The organism is Ohtaekwangia koreensis, assembly GCF_900167975.1.
Lineage (GTDB): Bacteria > Bacteroidota > Bacteroidia > Cytophagales > Cyclobacteriaceae > Ohtaekwangia > Ohtaekwangia koreensis.
The window spans coordinates 507,883-528,858 of the sequence record NZ_FUZU01000003.1 but is presented as its reverse complement, the minus strand read 5'-3'; the positions used below and the strand labels follow the sequence as shown (position 1 = coordinate 528,858).

Here is a 20,976-nt window from a genome sequence, read left to right as displayed (position 1 = left end):
TCTGTGGATAGGCTAAAGCAATTAATTAAAAAACAATTTGAAGACTTCTACTACTTCTATAATTATCTTGGTTACAGAATTTTTATTTCTGTCGGTATAAGTTTAGCAGTAGGTGTTCTGGATGGTTTCGGGTTGGCTATGTTTCTGCCGTTACTACAGATGGTGGATAATAGTGGTGCTCAGGTTCAGTCTGAACAGATGGGAAATTTATCTTTTTTGGTTGACGGGTTGAGTTGGTTGGGTTTTAGCCTCACACTACAAACAGTTCTTTTGGTAATCCTTACTTTTTTTGTTTTGAAAGGATTAATGAAATATGCTGAAGGATATTATAAAGTGCTCTTGCAACAACGATTTATAAGGATAATTCGGTTTTCAAATATCACATTGCTTTCCGGTTTTAAATATAAAGCTTTTGTAAGCAGTGACTCAGGAAGAATTCAAAACACATTTAGCGGAGAAGTTGAGAAAGTATTGCAGGCTTATCGATCTTACTTTACATCTTTTCAGTACGGTGTATTGGTAGCAGTATATATTTTCCTTGCCTTTATGGTTAATCCTCAATTCGCCATTCTGGTTGCTATCGGTGGAGCCCTTACTAACTTGATATTTAAAAAAGTATACCAGATTACAAAGCAGTTGTCTCGGGAGCTAACGAAGGAGTCTCACATTTTTCAAGGATTGTTAATTCAAAAGGTTGCAAACTTTAAATACTTAAAGGCTACAGGACTGATACACGATTTTGGAGATAAACTAAAACGCATTATTCTAAAAATAGAAGAGGCACAACGAAGAATAGGCCTGATGTCTACATTTCTGGCAGCCATGAGAGAACCAATCGTTATGGTGGTAGTAGTGTCCGTGATCCTGGTACAGGTAAAATTTTTCTCTCAGAGCTTGGGACTGATTATTTTGAGTTTATTGTTCTTCTATAGGTCCCTTACCTTTTTAATGGCCCTTCAGAACTATTGGAATACTTTTTTATCAGTTTCCGGTTCTTTGGAGAACATGTCTGAATTTACGAATGAACTGAGATCACATCAGGAGGTGAGAGGAACCGAAAAAGTAGATAAGTTTCAGAAGTCATTGCTACTGAAAAATTTATCTTTCTCCTATGGAAATGAACCTATACTTCGGGATATCTCCCTTGAAATACCAAAAAATGAAACCATTGCGCTGGTAGGAGAAAGTGGTTCTGGAAAGACCACGTTAATGAATGTATTGAGCGGACTTTTAAGTGGTGAAAAAGGAATGTTCTTTATTGATGATAAGGATAGTCAGACGATTGATATCGTATCGTTTCAAAAGAGAATAGGGTATATCACACAAGAGCCCGTTATCTTCAATGATACTGTATTTAATAACATAACATTTTGGGATGTACCAACGCCTGCCAATATTCAGCGATTTGAACGGGCTATGAAAATGGCTTCTATATATGATTTTGTAATGGGCCTGCCCGATAAAGAAAAAGCACAGTTAGGAAATAATGGTATTATGGTGAGTGGTGGGCAAAAACAGCGCATCTCTATTGCCCGTGAGTTATATAAAGATGTTGACTTCCTATTTATGGACGAAGCAACATCAGCACTTGATTCCGAAACAGAACGAAGCATTCAGGAAAATATAGATCAACTTAAAGGACAATTCACCATTATTATCATTGCCCACAGGTTGTCGACAGTTAAGAATGCTGACAGGATCATCTATCTTAATAAAGGTGTAATTGAAGATATAGGCAATTTTGATGATTTGAAAGTGAATTCAAAGAAATTCCAGAAAATGGTTGAACTGCAACAGTTTTAATGCAATGATAAAACGAATCATCTATATAAATTACTTTATATATAAAGTTCTTCTGAAGTTTTCGAAGATTAGTTGGAGAAAAAAAGGTGAAAGTAAAACTGTTACTTGGAATGAACTACAGAAGAGAAAAAAATCAGATACCCTCGTTATATTAGGAAGCGGAAAATCCATTAATGAAATTAGTAAAATTCATTGGGAAGAGTTTGCTGGTTATGATACTATAGGTTTTAATTTTTGGCCCGTTCATAGTTTTGTGCCGAGTTTTTATTTCTTTGAAACACCAAGGGACAAGGGAAGATATGAGACTTTTAAGAAACTATTTCTTTCTGTAGAAGAACAATATAAATCTTCATTAGTAATATATAAAGATGTTCGTTTTGCGAGAGATAGCGCTTTTCGTGATAAGGTATTTGGTGTCGGGTCATTTATGGACTTTTTTTCAATCCCTGGTTCCTCCCAGAGATATTTTAATCTCTCTTTGTCGGTGATTGATTTCTTGTACAAATATGGTTTATTCAATTTTATTAATTTTTGGAAGAGAGCCTCAATAGTCGGTCTCTTGTTTTTCGGAATTAAAATGAAATATAAGCGAATCATTATTTGTGGTATAGATTTGATGAATTCAGATTATTTTTATGATACTACATTTTTGAAAAACCCCTCTGTTTCTGATGATGTTATTTCTGCTTTGATTGAAGAGAATAAAAAAGTCTTTAGTAGTGATTCAATTCACAAAACGAACAATAAACTTTACGGAGAGTTGATTGTGGAAGATTTGATCCAACTTATTAGAGAGCATGGTATTTCAAAGGATGTATCCATATTTATCTATAATAGTTCTTCACTGCTTAGTAGATTCTTACCAACGTACAATTGATGAAATTTAATTATCTATTATTAGTAGGCTCACTGAAGAAAGGTGGAGCAGAACGCAATACTGCTATACTCGCTAACCATTTGGTTAGCCGTGGCCATGCTGTTACTATAGCTCTTTTTATACGCAACATCGCTTTTGAACTGGATCCCAGAGTAAATATTGTTCATGTAGATCATAAGCGATACACCAGTAAGGTACTTAGTGCATTATATGTTATAGCAAATGTAAGAAAGCTAGTCAGAACGCTTAGACCGAAGCGACTGATTGCGATGTCACGTATAGGCAGCTTATTAGCCACATGCGTTTTATTCAGACATACAGTCACCAGATTTGATATCTATCCTTTGATAGGCTATAAAAAGTACAAGCAATGGCAATTCTGGTTTTTCTATAATATGCCCTGGGTAAAATACGTAGTATGCCCATCAGAAGAATTGAAGGAAGATGTTACTCGGTTTTTTCTTAATAAGCGCAAGTTAGTAACCATCTATAACCCGGTTCCTCTGCCCAAAAAGAACGCGGAGCAAGCATCAGAACTTCCTGAAAGCCGCACATACTTTGCAATAGTGTCGAGACTTAGCCGGCAAAAGAATGTAGCACAGGTAATAGAAGCATATCATCGATTCAGGATTTTTGAAAGAGCAGATTTAGTTATCTTAGGAGATGGTTCGGAGATGCTTCATTTGAAAGCATTGATCAGAAAGCTTGAGTTGACTGATTACGTTAAGCTGAAGGGATTTATAGGTGACCCGCATCCTTATATGGTGAATGCTGTCGCACTAATAAATGCTTCGCTTCGCGAAGGCTTTCCAAATGTAGTGGTAGAGGCTTTGTCATTAGGCACACCAGTGATTTCGTCACTAGCCAAGACAGGTCCTAAAGAAATAATTTTTCATGGAGATAACGGCTATTTATTTCCGGTAGGTGATTATGAAAAAATGGGAGAAGCAATGACCGAGCTTCTTGTAAATAAGGATCTGTATGCGCATCTGAAAAGAAACGTTACGAAGGGACTGGACAGATTCACGCAGGAAAAAGTTATGAATAGCTGGGAAAAAATTTTAATAAATTGAAAATGAATACTCTGATAGTTTCAGCATATAATGTAAACACATGCTCAAGATCCATTATGCTGGATCAACTGGCAGAACGTGTTGAATCGAAAGGTCCGTCAGATAAAATATATTATTTGAATTGCTTAAATAGCTTTGATGCATGCTATTTTAATTTTGAGGGAAGGCCGAACGTCTGCTTTTCATGTAGGATTAATGCGAATAGAAATCTAAGGCTATTTAATGGTGATTACACGCCTTTAAGTTTTCAGGATATCTTAACAGCGGATGACTTGAATCAAGCCAATTTGTTCTTTAACGACAATGCCGCTATTGACTTTAATACCAAATACCACAACTTTGAAATCGGAGAGGCACTGCTTTCGGTCTATATCTCTAATACACGGAGTCGCGATTTGGAATTGGCAAATAAGTCAACCTATATAATGAAATCAAAAGTTAATTCTTTGGCGCTATATATAGCTAGTAAGCGTTTTTTGAAGGAGAACGGTATTAACACCGTAGTAAGTTTTAATGGCAGAATGGACTATAAGAGAGCTATATTTCGTGCGGCTGAAGCTTTAGGTATAGATTGCTATAATTATGAGCGGACCCGTCCGGGAGGATATATAGAAATTTTCAAGAATACATTACCACATAACATTGTAGCAAAGACGGAGTGGATAAACAAGGCTTGGAATAATCCTGAATATACACTCGATGAAAAGACGAAGATTGGTATCCAGTTTTTTGAGGAAAAGAAAGCGGGGAAAGTTATTGTTGACAAGTCGTATGTAGCAGGCCAACAAAAAGGCTTGTTGCCTGAGGAAGTAAAAAACAGTAGCAGGAACATTGTTTTATTCACAAGTTCGGACGATGAATTTGCTGCCGTAGGTAAAGAATACAAGAATCCTTTTTTCGTTGACCAGTTAGACGGTATCAACTATGTGGTGGATTTGATGGGGAAACAGTTACCAGATTCTAATCTGATAATCCGCATGCATCCTAATTTAAAAGGTGTCAAAGGAGCAGAGGCCACCGGAATCCTTACGCTGGATAAGATACATCCAAATATCCATGTGATTCCACCTGAAAGCCCGGTAGATAGTTATGCGCTGATAAATATGGCTGATAAAATTATCGTCTTTGGCTCCAGTATAGGGATTGAATCAAGTTTTTGGAGAAAACCTGTAATTTTGCTGGCAAAGAGTTTTTACTGGTTTTTGGATGTTGCCTATATTCCGAATGATAAAGAGGATATCTTGAGCTTGCTTAAAACCGATTTGCCAAACAAAGATATAACTGGCTGTATAAAGTATGGTTTTTATGCTTTGAAGGGTGGCGTTAAAGCGAAGTATTATGATCAAAAAACGATCACCTCACCGCCACTTTTTAAAGGTATAAGAATGAATGATTATGATTGGATGACAAAAATAGTAGCCAGAATAATTCGCATAGTGTATAGAGTGTTCAACGTTAGGATGAGATTGAAATGGATAAAATAATAAACTACAAAATATTGGATTGTACCCTTCGTGATGGTGGCTACTACACGAATTGGGATTTTAATAGAGATCTGGTGAACACTTACCTGAACTCCTTTAATGATTTACCAGTCGATTATTTAGAGATTGGTTATAGAAATAATCCCATGAAAGAATATCTGGGTGAATATTTTTATTGCCCGGAATATGTGTTGCGGGAAGCCAGGCAATTGTCGACTAAAAAGCTGGTAATTATTCTGGATGAAAAAAATGTTAGACCTGAACATGTTGAGCAACTATTAAAGCCATGCGTAGGACTGATTGATATGGTTCGAATTGCGCTTGATCCAGAGCAGTTTAGCCGCGCGTTAAAACTTGCAGAAGAAATCAAGAAGATGGGATTTGAAGTAGGTTTCAACACCATGTACATGAGCAAGTGGAAGCAGAATACTGCATTTTTAAATGAACTAAAATATGTAGATGCTGTAGCAGATTACTTTTACATGGTAGATTCTTATGGTGGTGTATATCCGCAAGATGTTATTGATACTATACAGATGGTAAAAGAACGTACCTCCGTTAAGTTAGGCTTTCATGGTCATAATAATATGGAGTTGGCGCTCATTAATTCTTTGACTGCTGCGGAGCACGGTGCCGAGATTATTGATGCTACTGTTACAGGTATGGGACGTGGTGCCGGTAATTTGAAAACAGAATTGCTGCTGACCGCACTGAATGCCAGGATGGGCCTGAAGCTAAACTTTAATGCTCTTTCAAAGACAGTAGACGGATTTGAAAAATTAAAACAGAATTATCACTGGGGTACAAACCTACCGTATATGGTTTCTGGCGCTAATTCGCTTCCACAAAAGGATGTAATGGAGTGGGTGTCTACCCGGTATTACTCAATCAATAGTATTATTAGAGCTCTTGAAAATCAGAAAGCAGGTATAATTGACAATGAGAGGCTAGCCGAATTTAGACCAAACAAAAAAAGTAAAAAAGGGCTGATCATCGGTGGAGGTCCTACAGCCAGATACCACCAAAGGGCAATAAGTGAATTCATCAAAGCACAAAACGATCTTGTAATAATACACGCTTCGTCAAAAAACGCGGCACTATATAAAGATATAAATTTCGATCAGTATTTTTCACTCGTTGGCAACGAAGGCTATAGATTGGAGCAAGTTTTTGAAGACATAAAAAATTTTAAAGGGAACTGTGTGCTGCCTCCATATCCAAGAAAAATGGGTACATATATTCCTGCTGCTATTGGAGGCAAATCTTATGAATTGCCCTCTGACCTTTTTACGGATAAATTTGGGGATTCACATACGGCAATAGCATTGCAAACTGCATTGTGCTTAGGTGTTGAAGAGTTGGCAGTAATCGGTTATGACGGTTACCAGGAGGGGTCGATTACACAGAAAGAACAGAGTCTTATATATGAGAACGAATATTTGTTCAAAAAATTTGTAGACTCTTGTTCTTGCTCATTGTATAGTTTGACACCGACTAATTATAAATCTCTTAATGTAAATTCTGTATACTCAATCATCTATGGATAATTCGATAAGCGTGTTCCTTCCAACGCGAAAAGGCAGTGAGCGTGTTGCAAATAAGAACACAAGAGACTTTTGCGGAATAAAGGGAGGGCTTTTGTATTTAAAATTGCAAAATATACTCAAGCTCAAAAACGTTAATGAAATTATACTATCAACGAATGATCCGGCTTCCATTGATGTGGGATCACGTTTTAAAGACACCCGCCTCCGTATTATTGAACGACCAGAGAATTTGTGCCTTTCTGAAACAAAGGTATCAGACCTGATTGCCTATGTCCCGACTTGCGTATCCACCGATCATATACTTTGGTTGCATGTAACGACACCATTTGTTGGTGTTGAAGATTACAACCAAGCTATTGAACAGTACTTTAAAAACCTCAACAATAATTCATTTGATAGTTTGCTAAGCGTGAATAAGCTGCAACAGTTTCTTTGGGACAACGATAGCCGGCAAATGATTAACTTCGATATTGAAGGAGGAAATTGGCCAAGAACGCAGGACTTAAGGCCACTCTACGAGGTAAATCATGCCTTTTATATCAACAGCAAGAGTAACTATCTTAAGTATAACAACAGAGTCACTCCAAACCTTGACATCTTCGTGTTAGGTGCAATTAAATCACTAGATGTGGATTTGGAAGATGATTTTTTGATTGCCGAAGCTATCTATGACAGACTTTACAAAGTATAAGGCCATTTTTTGGGATTTTGATGGCGTATTGATGGACTCTATGCCCGTTCGTGATCGCGGCTTTCAATTGGTGTTGGCATCATATCCCGATCAAGAAGTGGAGCAACTACTCGTTTATCATCGACAAAATGGTGGACTTTCGCGCTATGTAAAATTCAGACACTTCTTTGAAGTGATTAGAAGGGAAACTATTACAGAACCGGAAGTGCTTACATTGGCGGAAGAATTTTCGCAGGTGATGAGAAAAGAGTTGCTAAACATAGAATTGTTGATTCATGATTCCATTGCTTTTATAAAAGAGAATTATCAAGACTATAAAATGCATGTCGTGTCAGGTTCCGATCAGAACGAGCTCCGCTATCTCTGTCAGCAACTACAACTCGATGGATATTTTATTTCTATACATGGGTCGCCAACACCGAAGAAACAACTTGTGGCAGATCTGTTAAAAGAATTTGAATACCCATCAGAAACCGTTGCTTTTATAGGGGATTCAATAAACGACTGGGAAGCAGCTTCTTCCAATAGAGTTGATTTCTTTGGGTATAATAATGTGCAAATGAAAGGTCTCGGAGTAGACTATATCAATTCATTTACTAGCTATGATCGTTAAATTATTGAAAGCTATATCTGGTTTATTCATAATGCCTTGGGGTATTAGAATTTTTAACCCTGATAAGATATTTAAAGGAAAGCGCATCGCAGTAATCGGAGCTGCCAGCTCAGCTTATGAGAAGGAGCTTGGTGCTTATATTGATTCTTTTGACATAGTGATTAGAATCAATAAGGCATTAACAACTTGGAGACAAGAGAATGAAGTGTTTATCGGTACAAAAACAGATGTCTTATTTCATTCTTTTTATGAAAATAACTTGAGCGGAGGAGGTCCATTGGACTTTCAATTATTTGAAAAGCGGAATGTAAAGTATGTAGTCAATCCAATTAATAACAAAGAAGGATGGAGATTGAACTATAACTTTTATAAGAAATACAATGAGTTAAAGGTAACATATCTTCTTTCGAATGCTTATTACCGCGAAATAGAGCAACCATTTAATGGGTTTAAGCCAACCGTTGGTTACGCGGCTTTATATAGCATTTTGAAATCGCCTTTTAAAGAGGTTTATATAACAGGTTTTACATTCTTTAAAACACCCTACAGTAAAGGGTATAGGGATGATTTAGTTGATATGGAAGCAAACAAAAGACATATAGCAGCTCAAGGGCTACATGATCCTGATATTGAGTTTAGGGAGTTTTTAAAAATGTTGGAAAAGAACAACGAGAAATCAATTATTCTGGATGATACTTTGAAAGCTATTGTGACAAATAACTAGTCTCTTTTATTAAACGTGCCGTCAAATTGATAAGTAGAACTTCAATTCTTATAATCCCACGGCGAAGCACTCCCTAGTGCAGCATAAGCAATGCTTACACGAATCGTCATAAACTATTATCCTAATACAGGCAGTTACTACAATTTTGTTGAGACAATGTTTGAGGTGAAGAACCAAATATAGCCGAATAGACAACCGACGAACTATGAGCAAGAAGTCCGATAGTATAACGAAGAATTGTGCCATATTTATTATGCCTCGTAGTAGCAGTGATTGGGCTGGTGCAGAAGCCCTTTGGATTACAGTTGCAGGATGGGCAGCGGCAGCAGCAAGGGCTTTAGGCGATGCTTACGTATTAACTACGGACAGAATAGCAAAACCCGATGAAGTCATTCATTATCCGTTAGCAGCCAGAAATATAAAACAAGGAAGACAAGGCCAATTAAGTAGGTGGATTCCTTTGATGTTAATCACATTGATAAAGGATTTACTACTGTGGAGAAAATCTAGGAGAAAAAGCAATTACTCTTACCCTCTGCCATTTAATGCTGAGCATATAAACTTTATCTGGGAACAGCACGATTTGTTTCCTGGGCCAGGTAGAGAAATGGCTAATAAATATAAGGTGCCTTTAATTACGTATGTCCACGCACCTCAGGTTTGGGAATCTGCCAAATGGGGTGTAAACCGCTTTGTTTGGGGATGGTTTCTGGAAAAATTTGTCGAAGCCCCAGCGCTAAAAAGATCAGATTTAGTCGCTTGCGTTTCTCAGGAAGTAGCTGACAAATTGGAAAAGATGGGGATTCCAAAAAATAAAATATTGATTTCGCCAATGGCTGTAGATCCTTACCTTTTCAAGAAAAATCAAGATGCAAAATCACTCAAAGAGTCATTAAGACTTAGCAATAAAACGGTAATTGGATGGACAGGAAGTTTTAGAAATTTTCATGGTTTAGATTTATTGGTGAAGGCTTTTAACCAAGTGCATCAATCGCATCCAGATACCAGTTTACTTCTTGTTGGAGATGGATTTGAAAAAGTAAACATAGAAAAGTTGGTTGAAGAACTGGAGATCACTGATGCTGTTGTTTTTGCGGGGAGGCAAGCGTTTGCCCAAATTCCTTCTTTTGTTTCAATTTTTGATATTGCTATTGTGAGTGCCAGATCATCAGAAGGATTTCATTATTCTCCTTTAAAACTTCGAGAATATTTAGCTGCAGGAAAAGCAACGTTAGCTCCAAGGGCTGGCGAAATACCAAGCTTGTTTATGCATGGTGAAACTGTTATGCTTTATACGGCGGGGGAAATTAATGATATGGCCACGAAACTGACAGAATTAATTTCAAATGTTGAATTTAGAGAAGAGATTTCCAAAAGAGGAATGGAGTATATTTTGTCAAATGGCACTTGGGACTTTGAACTCCAAAAGTCACTGTTATCCCTAACTCGCCACGATGAAATACATTAAAACCTTAGACGGGCTTAGAGCTATTGCAGTTCTCTTAGTAATTATATCTCATTGGGTTTCAAAGAGTCATTGGTTAAATTATTTACCTAATGGAGCTATTGGCGTTACAATTTTTTTTGTACTCAGTGGTTATCTGATAAGCTCTATTCTTTTTAGTTATAAGGATAAAATTGATGCTGATAAAGGCGGAGTTTGGTCTGCGATTAAGGTCTTTTATATAAGAAGATCGCTAAGGATATTCCCTATATACTATTTGTTCGTATTGTTTTTGTTTTTCTATGGATATACTTTGATCCAAGATCAGCTAGCATACTTTCTAGCCTATTCATCCAATATACTTTTTTTTAAAAGGAATGAACTAGGCGGAACAGTTTCGCACCTTTGGTCATTAAGCGTTGAAGAACAATATTATCTTCTTTGGCCCATTTTGGTCTTGACTGTTAATAGACGATTTACCTGGCTCCTTATAGTTGTTTTTATTTTAACAGGATTGTCTTTCCAGATCATATTTGTTAAAGAAGGTACGTTTTTCGGACTGTTACCGTTTGCAGCTTTTGACGCCTTTGGTTTTGGAGCTTTGCTCGCATTTGTTCAACGATATCATGAGGATAGGATATCCACTTTTTCTAAAGTAATCAATTTTGTTTCGTTAGTCATTTTAACATGGTTAATAATTACGCAAATCTACTCATTGGAATTGCTCATCCCGGCTAAAGTAGTTATGTCAGTCTTTTCGTTGTTTGTATTATTTCATTTAGTTGTTCCAAGCAAGAATGCTATATCTTTTTTTTATCAAAAAATGTTTACCAATGACCAACTGGTTTTTTGCGGTAAGATAAGCTATGGTATCTATTTATATCACACGTTGATTCCTGGTTTCTCCGATAATTACTATTATAAAATAATAGGACATAGTAGTTTTCTCAGTCACGATTTCTTCTTCTTTGTTTTCAATATTATGATTTTACTAATGGTGTCATCACTGTCTTGGTTTATTGTAGAGAAACCATTCAATAGTTTGAAGTCAAAGTATAATTTTCAATGAAAATCCTCCAGTTCATACAAAAGCCTCAGTTAAGAGGAGCAGAGATGTTCGCCTGCCAGTTATCCAACCACCTGCTGGATATGGGGCATGAAGTCACTGTTATTTGTTTACTCGATGGCAACGCGAAACTTCCTTTTAAAGGGAAGCTGGTAAATCTGAAAAGACCTTTGGCGAAACGATTTTTTGATGTTGAGGGTTGGAAGCAACTAGCCAAATATATAAAAGAGAATAAGCCAGATATAATTCAGGCGAATGCAGGTGATACTTTAAAATTTGTTGCCTTATCTAAATTATTCTACCGATGGAAAACTCCTATTGTATATAGGAACGCCAATAAAGTAAGCGACTTCATTACGTCCCACCCTAAACTTGTCTTTAATAAATTTTTGGTTAATCAGCTACAGCATATCATTTCAGTAAGTGAATTATGCAGGCTTGACTTTATTAAGACCTATAGTATACCTCCAGAGAAAACTACGATGATACCGATTGGTATCGATGCTGCAATCATTGATAAGACTCTGTCGGAAGATGTACGTCCATATTTTAACTCGGCAAAAGTGATCGTGAATGTTGCCAGCCTCGTTCCGGAAAAAAATCACGAAGCATTACTGCGTATAACCCGTGAAGTAGCGAAAGAATATAACAATATTAAAGTGTTGATATTGGGAGATGGAAAGCTTCGTGAAAGCCTGCAACAAAAAATTGCAGCGATGGGACTTGAGGATCATGTGATATTGTTAGGGTATCGCTCTGATGTGTTGTCGATTCTGTCTAATGCTGATGTGTTCACATTGCCAAGCAGGATAGAGGGACTGCCCGGAGTAATATTGGAAGCCTTTTATTGCGAGGTGCCCGTAGTAGCGTATAACGTTGGTGGTATCAGCGAGGTTGTTAGAAATAATGAAACAGGTTGGTTGATCGATAAGGATAACGAAGGCGAATTTATAGCAGCAGTAAAAGATGTACTCGTAAACACAACCAAGACAACTGAGCTTAAAAAGAATGCTAATCAATTTGTGCAAAAAGAATTCATGAATGATAGAATAGCGAAAAAATTCGCTGACGCATATACCAAAGTTCTGAACCGTAAAAGCGCAGTATGAATCGAAAAATAAAAGTCCTTCACGTTATCAAATCACTAGGCAGGGGAGGCGCTGAAATGTTGCTACCGGAAACACTGCGCGTGCATAATAAAGATCAATTCGAGTTTCATTATATATACTTTCTTCCGTGGAAGGACGCTATGGTGAGCTCTATTCTTGAACACGGAGGAAAAGTTACTTGTATTGCGGCAAGTAACAATATCGAGCTACTGTTCAAGTCGAAGGCTGTTTCAGAATATGCAAAAGCGCACAATATAGATTTGATCCACGCACATCTTCCATGGGCTGGTGTAGCTTCCCGTATTGCGGGGAAACTGTCTGGTATTCCTGTCATTTATACCGAGCATAATAAGCAGGAGCGTTATCATATAGCTACGCGACTAGTAAATCTGCTCACACTGAATTGGCTTACGAAAATCATAGCCGTCTCGGAAGATGTAGAGCAATCTATACGCAAACATAAATCGAATTTAAAGGCATCATTGAATACCATTCTGAATGGTGTTAACACCGAACGATTCGCACCTGGACAATTTAAACGAGAGGATGTTCGTAAAGAGTTTAATATACCTATTGATGCACCTTTAGTTGGTACGATAGCAGTATTTCGTTTTCAAAAGCGATTGGATCTATGGATTGAGCTAGCAAAAAAAATTCTTGAACAAAGACCAGAAACCCATTTCATCATTGTAGGAGATGGTCCGTTGAAGGATCTGTTGCTCGAAAAACAAAAGCAGCTGAACCTGGAGAACAGAATCCATTTTGCCGGTACTCAAACAGAAGTGCGTCCGTACTTATCGACATTTGATTTGTATATGATGACTTCCATCTTCGAAGGTCTGCCCATTGCGTTATTAGAAGCTATGGCTTCGGGATGTGCCGTAGTCACTACGAATGCAGGAGGTATAAAAGAAGTGATCAGGCCCGGTATAGATGGCCTTCTGTGCGATGTTAATGAACCGGAGCGTTTGGTTGAATTTGCAGCAGAGCTAATTGCAGATACCCAAAAAAGAAATACGTTAGCCCTCCAGGCAAGACAACGTGTTAAGGAGGAATTTAGCATGGAGAGAATGGTGAAGGCACTTGAAGACGTATATAAGCAGGAAGTAAAAGAGTACTAATTAGCATTTCCCTCGATTAGCGGAAAGCAATAATGTTGAAAAATAGCGAGTATTGCATGACAAAGAATTGCTATGGAGATCAGGACTGCTACCGAGCACGACATACCTTTAATTGTTGAGTTACTAAAAAAAAGCCTTGGCGAGGAACTCATGCCAAAGTCAAAAGAGTATTGGCAATGGAAACATATTGATAATCCGTTCGGTAAATCTCCTGTAATACTGGCTTTTGAAAATGATACATTGGTAGGTGTGCGGGCGTTTATGCGATGGCAATGGAGATCTGCAGGACAAATCTTTGAGGCTGTCCGTGCAGTAGATACAGCCACACATCCAGATTATCAGGGCCGCGGTATTTTTAAGAAACTGACTCTGGAGCTTTTGGATTACTGCGCCCGTGAAAAATGGCATTTTGTTTTCAATACTCCGAATAATAGTAGTAAGCCAGGATATCTTAAGATGGGATGGAAAGAGGCAGGGAAACTTCCTATTAGCATTCCTATAGTACATCCATTTTCTATCGCACTAAATATGTCAAGACTTAAACGGTCATCAATAAAGATAAATGATAGTTGCCAGGAACTGCATCTTCAACATTCGGGGCTTGAAGAACTTTTGAAACAGAACGCAGCACGCTGTAAAGATCAAATCATTACGTCACATTCTGTACATTCATTACAATGGAGATATCAAGATGTACCGGTAGCCCAATACTTTACTCGTGCATTACAAACTGGAGAAAAGCTGAATGTTTTATTGGTATATAGATTGAAGTCTTCCAAAGCAGGCAATGAACTTAGGGTAACCGATATTTTCATGGACGCTGATAAGTATAGGGCAGAAGTACGTGCTATGGTAAAGGAACTGGTAAAACTCCATGCGGCTGACTATGTCACAGTTTCAGGACTAAATTCTTGGTTGAACGGAGCAGGACCATATTTAAGAAAGTTACCAGTAGGGCCTATTGTTACAGTTCGAAATATAACGTTTGATGCTGCCAATACGCTCCTTAATTTTCATGGATGGGGGCCATCCGTTGGTGATCTCGAGTTGTTTTAGATTCACCTGTTTGGACACTACAAGTCAGAGTAATAAATACGAAAAACCTTTAGGTGTTTAGAGTTCAAACTATTATCTAGCCGTGTTAGCAATCTAAAGAATAAGTACCTACCTGCCTTTTAAACTATATGGAAATTCGCCTCGCAGAGGAAGGTGACATACCTGAAATCGTAAGCCTACTGAAGCTAGGATTAGGAGAGAGTCTTCTTCCTAAATCTGAAATTTATTGGCGATGGAAACATCAGGATAACCCTTTTGGAAAGTCATTGGTATTATTGGCCATTGACAAAAATAAAATCGTTGGCGTTCGAACATTTATGCGTTGGAAGTGGAGGTCAAGTAATGGGATCATTGAAGCGGTGAGGGGAGTAGATACTGTTGTACATCCGGACTATCAAGGTAACGGTATGTTTGGAAAACTAACCTTGGCATTAATAGATCATTGCCATAAATATGAATATGGGATGTTATTCAGTACACCTAATAAAAAAAGTAAACGAGGATATACTAAACTAGGTTGGGCAGAGGCCGGTAAGTTACCGATTCAAATGAAGGTGATAAGACCGGTATCGATGATGCTCGATGTTGTGTTACGAAAAAAGGCAAGGCAAAAAACGACGTTAAAAAAAGATGAATCAATCTCATACTATTTGAATAATGTTGGGTTGGCTAAGCTGATATCATTAAATAATTTGCTCTATGGCTCTAATGTAATTACAGAGCACTCTGCTGCGACATTGAAGTGGCGTTATGCAGATGTACCGGTAGCAGAATACCATGCGGCAGGAGTTGAGGATAAAGAATTGAAAGCATTATTTTTTTATCGAATCAAGCATACGTTTGCAGGGACGGAATTCAGAATCACCGATGTTTTTTTTTCCGATAAAAAGTATGTTCAGAATTTGAAGCAGATATTGGATAGTAAGGTTCACGAACACAATGCTGATTATGTAACGTCAGGGAACTTTGGAATCGCGAATCTTCTGGGAGCAGATATGTTAGTATTAAAACGTAAAGTTGGACCGACTGTAATGATTCACAATATAATATTGCCAGATTTAAGCAACTTTACGGGCTTCGAAGGGTGGAGTCCTTCCTTTGGAGATCTTGAATTATTTTAGACATGCTTGGAGGGATATTAGTCATTATAATTACAGGATTGATTTCATTTGCCTTAATCAACAGGTTAAAGCAAATACATCCCATTATAGATGATGCTCTTCTCAAGAGGCTCTATTTCTATCACATCTTATTATCCTTCGCATACTTTGCATATATACTTTACAATCCTTCCGACTCCAGAAACTATTACAGAAAAGTATCTATCGGTTTTAGGGGAGATTCCTGGTCTGATTTCTATGGAACAAGTACCCCATTCATTGAATGGGTGAGCTATCCTTTTGTAAATTATCTGGGCTTTTCTTACGAAGCTCTAATGGCTCTATTCTCATTCTTTGGTTTTCTCGGGTTCGTATACTTTTATATATTCTTTAAGGAGAATATTCGGTTCAAGCATGAGTTTTATGGATATGACCTTCTTACTTTAATTTTCTTTTTACCTAACCTTCATTTTTGGTCAACATCGTTGGGGAAGGGGTCTATTATTTTTATGGGGCTCGGATTATTCTTTTACGCGATTACTAACGTCAAAAAAAGAATATGGGCGCTGGCTATTGGGGGGCTAATTATTTATCATGTGAGGCCGCACATCATGCTTGTAATATTGGTATCATCGGCCATGGGATTTATTTTTTCATCTAAAGGGGTAAGCATAGCATTACGAATTATGTTTTTGGCGGGTGCTTCCGTTGCTTTCTTTTTTATTTATAAAGATGTTCTTACTATGGTGGGTATTGATGAAGAGCAATTTGTAACGCAGGGATTAGACCTGTCGCATCGTGCAAAAGAACTTACCAAAGCATCTTCGGGTGTAGACATCTCTCAATATAGTTTACCCATGCAGGTCTTTACATTTCTGTATCGGCCACTCTTCGTGGATGCTCCCGGATTTCTTGGTATCATCGTTTCATTTGAAAATGTTTTCTATTTGTTAATATCATTAAAGCTTATTGGGAATTTAAAGGGATTGAAATTTCTGGTGACCGGCAATTTTTTGGCAAAAACCGCCTTCTTAAGTTTTATAACTATATCAATTGCTTTAGCACAGATTTCCGGAAATTTAGGTTTAGCGATGCGACAGAAAAGCCAGGTTATGATTTTGGTTTTGTTTGTTGTTATGGCATTTATGGATGAAGAAAAATTTAAAGCCTGGAAGCATCAACAATTAATCAAGCTGAGACGATCCCGGGAGAACGCTACAAATGCAACCACATGACGAAAGGTATATTTACAATCTCTCTTGATTTTGAACTCCATTGGGGAGGCTTTGAAAAATGGAGTTTGCAACAGTATCAGCAGTATTTTTTTAATACGCGTAAGGTTATACCTCAAATGCTTTCGTTGTTTGAACAGCACGAAGTACATGTTACCTGGGCCAGTGTAGGAATGTTGTTTCATAACAACAATGAGTCGCTACGTAATGCTATACCTTCGCAGAAACCAACCTATGCCGATAAACAATTGTCGGCCTATAACTTTATCGATACCCAAGGCATAGGTAAAGATGAGCAAGAAGATCCATTTCATTATGCAGCTTCACTGATAAAGATCATTCTAAATACACAATACCAGGAATTAGGGTCACATACTTTTGCTCACTATTACTGTAACGAAGCAGGGCAGACTCTGGAACAGTTTCGTGCGGATCTTCGCGCAGCACAGCAGTCAGCAGCCCTGTATGGAAAGAAGTTGAAATCGTTGGTGTTCCCGCGAAACCAATTCAATGAAGATTATCTTCGTGCCTGTTATGAAGAAGGATTTGTAACGGTTCGCGATAATCCTCGCGATTGGTTCTGGGATATCCGCAGCACACAAAATGAATCAATGCTAAAACGTCTCAATCGAGGAGCTGATGCATATATACCTATCGGGAAGAAAAACACCTATGCATTGGATACAGTCGAAGTACGCTCTGGTCTTCCATTGTGCTTGCCGGCAAGCAGGTTGCTACGCCCGTATAGGCCTTCGGAATACTTTTTGAATACCATGAAGATAGGCCGCGTTAAGAGTGAACTGGAGCGTGCTGCCAAGCGCGGCGAAGTATATCACTTGTGGTGGCATCCACACAATTTTGGAAGCTTTCCGGAGCAAAGTATAGCCGGACTGACGCAAATTCTGGAACACTACAACTTTTGTAAGAATCGTTATAAAATGGAAAGTTTAACGATGGGAGAAACTGCAGATCGTATCTATCAGCTTCATGGAAAAAACTAGATTGCTGCGCATTACTACGGTTCCTATTTCACTGCACCTTTTACTGAAGGGACAATTTAGCTTTATGCGCGAACAAGGTTTTGAAGTATATACCATGAGTGCAGCGGGCAAGGAAATACCGGAAGTACTAAAGGAAGGGGTAAAGCACATTGAAGTGCCACTTACAAGAAAGATCACACCCATTCAGGATCTTCTCTGTCTTTGGAAAATGATGCGAATCATCCGGTCTATCCGTCCATATATAGTGCATACGCATACGCCTAAAGCCGGGCTTATTGGAATGCTCGCAGCCTGGCTGTGTCGCGTGCCTGTCCGCATGCATACCGTAGCAGGTTTGCCTTTGGTTGAAGCAACCGGGTTGAAACGATCTATACTCGTAGTCACCGAGAAGATAACTTACTTTTGTGCTACAGGTGTATATCCGAACTCAGTAGGCTTGAAAGACTATATGACGCAATCGCTGGGTGTTAATAACGACAAACTGAAGATCATCGGCAAAGGCAGTAGTAACGGTATAGATACAGGTCGTTTTAAACGATCCGAAGATATAGAGCAGCAGGCAAGCGAACTGCGCAGACGCTACGGAATAAAACAGGGCGATGTTGTATTTTCCTTTGTCGGACGAATCGTTAGAGATAAAGGTATAGGAGAACTCGTTCATGCTTTTAAAAAGCTCCCCGAATTACCAGGAGGAGCAAAGGTATATTTACTCTTGATTGGTCCGTTTGAGCAGGAGCTTGATCCGCTTCATGAAGACGACTATAAATTTTTGCACAATAATAAGAGCGTTATCCTGGCAGGCTTTCAGTCTGATGTTCGCCCCTGGATAATGGCTTCCGATGTTTTTGTTTTTCCAAGTTATCGAGAAGGATTTCCGAATGTAGTGATGCAGTCGTGTTGTCTCAATGTACCCTGTATCGTGTCGAACATCAATGGTTGCAATGAAATTATTCAGCATGAACAAACCGGAATCATTGTTCCTGTAAAGAACGCGGAAGCAGTATACCGAGCCATGGTTACACTGATGGAAAATATATCCTTACGACAATCATATTCAAAAGCCGCCAGAGATTATATAGTAGCAAATTTTGATCAGCAGTTTGTATGGAACGAATTGTTGAATGAATATAAAGCGCGCTTAACAATATAAAATGCAACGTGTCATGTATAGCTTAACGTATCTTTGTCAATAAAGTATCGAGTGTGTACGTATCGATTTTAAAACCTTTTTTCGACAGACTCACTGCTTTTGCGGTGCTGATTATAGCCTCGCCTATATTGGTGTTGTCTGTTATACTATTATGGTTTGCCAACAAGGGAAACGTGTGGTTTCTGCAGGAGCGCCCTGGAAAGGATGGCAAAATATTCAAGGTCATTAAGTTCAAAACAATGACCGATGAACGGGATGCTCAAGGCAATTTGTTGCCCGATGATAGGCGCCTGACAGCCGTTGGCAAATTCGTACGAAAGACTTCGCTCGATGAATTGCCTCAAATGATTAATGTACTGAAAGGAGATATGTCTATTGTAGGACCGCGTCCGTTGCTGGTCGAATATCTTCCGCTATATAATCAACAACAAAGAAGAAGGCATGAAGTTAAACCCGGTATTACCGGCTGGGCACAGGTGAACGGTCGTAATACACTGAACTGGCCAGAGCGTTTTGCCTGCGATGTATGGTATGTTGACCGTATATCCTTTGCGTTAGATATTAAAATATTATTTTTGACAATTGTAAAAGTTTTTAAAGCTGAAGGTGTTAGCAGTGGCACCTCGGTAACAATGGAAAAATTTCGTGGCAACACATAAAATAATTTTACAAGGCGGTGGTGAGCATGCCCGTGTGGTACTGGACAGTTTATTAGTTCAAGGCGAAAATGTTGTTGCGCTGTTCGACCCGAAATATGCTGGAGATTTATTTGGTATACCACAACAAGGACAGTATGATCCAGACTTTGAACCTTCTGCCAAAGCAGTGGTTGCTATTGGGAGTAATCTCATCCGTAAACGAGTAGTCTCTCAAACTAGGCATCAATTCACAAATGTGATCCATCCTTCTTCCATTGTGTCTACCTTCGCCACCATGGGAATTGGCAACATGATTTTGCAAGGCACGATTATACAGGCACAAGCCCGTATCGGAAATCATGTTATCATTAATACAGGAGCGCGAGTAGATCATGATTGTATTTTGGATGATTATGTTCACGCAGCACCGGGTGTCATACTTTGTGGTTGTGTTACCATCGGAGAGGGAGCATTTATAGGAGCGGGTTCGGTCATCATTCCCGGGAAGAGAGTAGGAGCATGGGCTACGGTAGGTGCGGGCTCCGTTGTCATTAATGATATACCGGATTTCGCTGTGGCCGTGGGAAATCCAGCTAAGATTATTAAATATAATAAGCCATGAAGAAGCCCCTGCTGATTTATGGAGCAGGAGGACTTGGTCGAGAGATTTTAGCTCTTCTGCGTTCATTGCCCGAATGGGAGCCAGTTGGTTTTATCGATGATCTTCAAGCACCTAATACCTATATAAAAGAACTTGAAATCATAGGTGATATATCTGTATTGAAATCAATGAAGCACCCCATCTATATCGTTCTTGCCATAGGTGACCCGCTGGTTAAAAAGAAAGTCGAAGCACAATTGAAGAAGTTCGCTGTACAATATCCAGTCTTGATTCATCCTTCAGTGATTTTACAAGACCCAACCAGCATTGCAATAGGAACCGGAAGTGTAATTGGTGCAGGTTCTGTTTTAACAACCGATATACATATCGGCAATCATGTACTGATTAATCTCAACAGTACCATCGGACACGACACTAAAATTGGAGACTATACCTCCATTATGTGTGGAGTTAACATTGCAGGAGAAGTAAACGTTGGCCAGTCTGTGCTCATTGGCTCAGGCGCCAATATTTTAAATAGAGTATCAGTAGGAAATAACACGCAGGTAGGCATGGGATCTGTTGTGCTCAAAGATGTATCTGCGTCTGTAACGGTAGCCGGTGTACCGGCAAAAGAAATTTGAAC

20 protein-coding genes are annotated in these 20,976 nt (G+C 38.6%); all 20 read left to right on the top strand.

From position 1 onward, the window contains the following. Positions 1–3: 3 nt before the first annotated feature. The 20 genes from B5Y40_RS21370 (at position 4) to B5Y40_RS21275 (ending at position 20,974) form a co-directional block, all read left to right on the top strand. A complete protein-coding gene (locus tag B5Y40_RS21370) occupies positions 4–1,803 on the top strand; it encodes an ABC transporter ATP-binding protein (protein WP_143785869.1) in 1,800 nt (599 codons plus the stop codon). Positions 1,804–1,807: 4 nt separating this feature from the next. Next, positions 1,808–2,680: a hypothetical protein gene (locus B5Y40_RS21365; protein ID WP_079688872.1), complete on the top strand. Its 873-nt coding sequence runs from the start codon at positions 1,808–1,810 to the stop codon at positions 2,678–2,680. Further along, positions 2,680–3,753, top strand: a complete 1,074-nt coding sequence (locus B5Y40_RS21360; RefSeq protein ID WP_079688871.1) for a glycosyltransferase — start codon at positions 2,680–2,682, stop codon at positions 3,751–3,753. The genes B5Y40_RS21365 and B5Y40_RS21360 overlap by 1 nt, the downstream gene beginning before the upstream one ends. Before the next feature lie 2 nt (positions 3,754–3,755). Then, positions 3,756–5,237: a capsular polysaccharide export protein, LipB/KpsS family gene (locus tag B5Y40_RS21355; protein ID WP_079688870.1), complete on the top strand. Its 1,482-nt coding sequence runs from the start codon at positions 3,756–3,758 to the stop codon at positions 5,235–5,237. Next, positions 5,225–6,784: an aldolase catalytic domain-containing protein gene (locus B5Y40_RS21350; protein ID WP_079688869.1), complete on the top strand. Its 1,560-nt coding sequence runs from the start codon at positions 5,225–5,227 to the stop codon at positions 6,782–6,784. Before B5Y40_RS21355 ends, B5Y40_RS21350 begins: the two co-directional genes overlap by 13 nt. After that, on the top strand, positions 6,777–7,475 hold the full coding sequence (locus B5Y40_RS21345) for an acylneuraminate cytidylyltransferase family protein (protein WP_079688868.1): 699 nt from the start codon (positions 6,777–6,779) through the stop codon (positions 7,473–7,475). The genes B5Y40_RS21350 and B5Y40_RS21345 overlap by 8 nt, the downstream gene beginning before the upstream one ends. Next, positions 7,453–8,088 (top strand): HAD family hydrolase, encoded by a 636-nt coding sequence (locus B5Y40_RS21340; protein ID WP_079688867.1) that lies wholly within the window; start codon positions 7,453–7,455, stop codon positions 8,086–8,088. The genes B5Y40_RS21345 and B5Y40_RS21340 overlap by 23 nt, the downstream gene beginning before the upstream one ends. After that, positions 8,078–8,812 carry a glycosyltransferase family 29 protein gene (locus B5Y40_RS21335; protein ID WP_079688866.1) on the top strand — a complete coding sequence of 245 codons (735 nt, stop codon included), beginning with the start codon at positions 8,078–8,080 and terminating at the stop codon, positions 8,810–8,812. Before B5Y40_RS21340 ends, B5Y40_RS21335 begins: the two co-directional genes overlap by 11 nt. Before the next feature lie 205 nt (positions 8,813–9,017). Next, positions 9,018–10,280, top strand: a complete 1,263-nt coding sequence (locus B5Y40_RS21330) for a glycosyltransferase family 4 protein (protein ID WP_079688865.1) — start codon at positions 9,018–9,020, stop codon at positions 10,278–10,280. Continuing rightward, positions 10,267–11,325, top strand: coding sequence for an acyltransferase family protein (locus B5Y40_RS21325; protein WP_079688864.1), 1,059 nt, complete (start codon positions 10,267–10,269; stop codon positions 11,323–11,325). Before B5Y40_RS21330 ends, B5Y40_RS21325 begins: the two co-directional genes overlap by 14 nt. Further along, the gene (locus B5Y40_RS21320; RefSeq protein ID WP_079688863.1) at positions 11,322–12,431 is read left to right on the top strand and encodes a glycosyltransferase; all 1,110 of its coding nucleotides are present in this window, start codon (positions 11,322–11,324) and stop codon (positions 12,429–12,431) included. The genes B5Y40_RS21325 and B5Y40_RS21320 overlap by 4 nt, the downstream gene beginning before the upstream one ends. Further along, a complete protein-coding gene (locus B5Y40_RS21315; protein WP_245840691.1) occupies positions 12,428–13,552 on the top strand; it encodes a glycosyltransferase in 1,125 nt (374 codons plus the stop codon). Before B5Y40_RS21320 ends, B5Y40_RS21315 begins: the two co-directional genes overlap by 4 nt. Positions 13,553–13,624: 72 nt before the next feature. Further along, positions 13,625–14,608: a GNAT family N-acetyltransferase gene (locus B5Y40_RS21310; RefSeq protein WP_079688862.1), complete on the top strand. Its 984-nt coding sequence runs from the start codon at positions 13,625–13,627 to the stop codon at positions 14,606–14,608. 128 nt (positions 14,609–14,736) lie between these two features. Further along, a complete protein-coding gene (locus B5Y40_RS21305; RefSeq protein ID WP_079688861.1) occupies positions 14,737–15,729 on the top strand; it encodes a GNAT family N-acetyltransferase in 993 nt (330 codons plus the stop codon). Positions 15,730–15,731: 2 nt separating this feature from the next. Beyond that, positions 15,732–16,943 carry a hypothetical protein gene (locus tag B5Y40_RS21300; protein ID WP_079688860.1) on the top strand — a complete coding sequence of 404 codons (1,212 nt, stop codon included), beginning with the start codon at positions 15,732–15,734 and terminating at the stop codon, positions 16,941–16,943. Continuing rightward, the gene (locus B5Y40_RS21295) at positions 16,940–17,941 is read left to right on the top strand and encodes a polysaccharide deacetylase family protein (protein WP_079688859.1); all 1,002 of its coding nucleotides are present in this window, start codon (positions 16,940–16,942) and stop codon (positions 17,939–17,941) included. The genes B5Y40_RS21300 and B5Y40_RS21295 overlap by 4 nt, the downstream gene beginning before the upstream one ends. Continuing rightward, on the top strand, positions 17,928–19,091 hold the full coding sequence (locus tag B5Y40_RS21290; RefSeq protein WP_079688858.1) for a glycosyltransferase family 4 protein: 1,164 nt from the start codon (positions 17,928–17,930) through the stop codon (positions 19,089–19,091). Before B5Y40_RS21295 ends, B5Y40_RS21290 begins: the two co-directional genes overlap by 14 nt. A gap of 53 nt (positions 19,092–19,144) precedes the next feature. Further along, on the top strand, positions 19,145–19,750 hold the full coding sequence (locus B5Y40_RS21285) for a sugar transferase (protein WP_079688857.1): 606 nt from the start codon (positions 19,145–19,147) through the stop codon (positions 19,748–19,750). After that, positions 19,737–20,351, top strand: a complete 615-nt coding sequence (locus B5Y40_RS21280) for an acetyltransferase (RefSeq protein WP_221408969.1) — start codon at positions 19,737–19,739, stop codon at positions 20,349–20,351. Before B5Y40_RS21285 ends, B5Y40_RS21280 begins: the two co-directional genes overlap by 14 nt. Beyond that, a complete protein-coding gene (locus tag B5Y40_RS21275; protein WP_079688856.1) occupies positions 20,348–20,974 on the top strand; it encodes an acetyltransferase in 627 nt (208 codons plus the stop codon). The genes B5Y40_RS21280 and B5Y40_RS21275 overlap by 4 nt, the downstream gene beginning before the upstream one ends. Positions 20,975–20,976 lie beyond the last annotated feature (2 nt).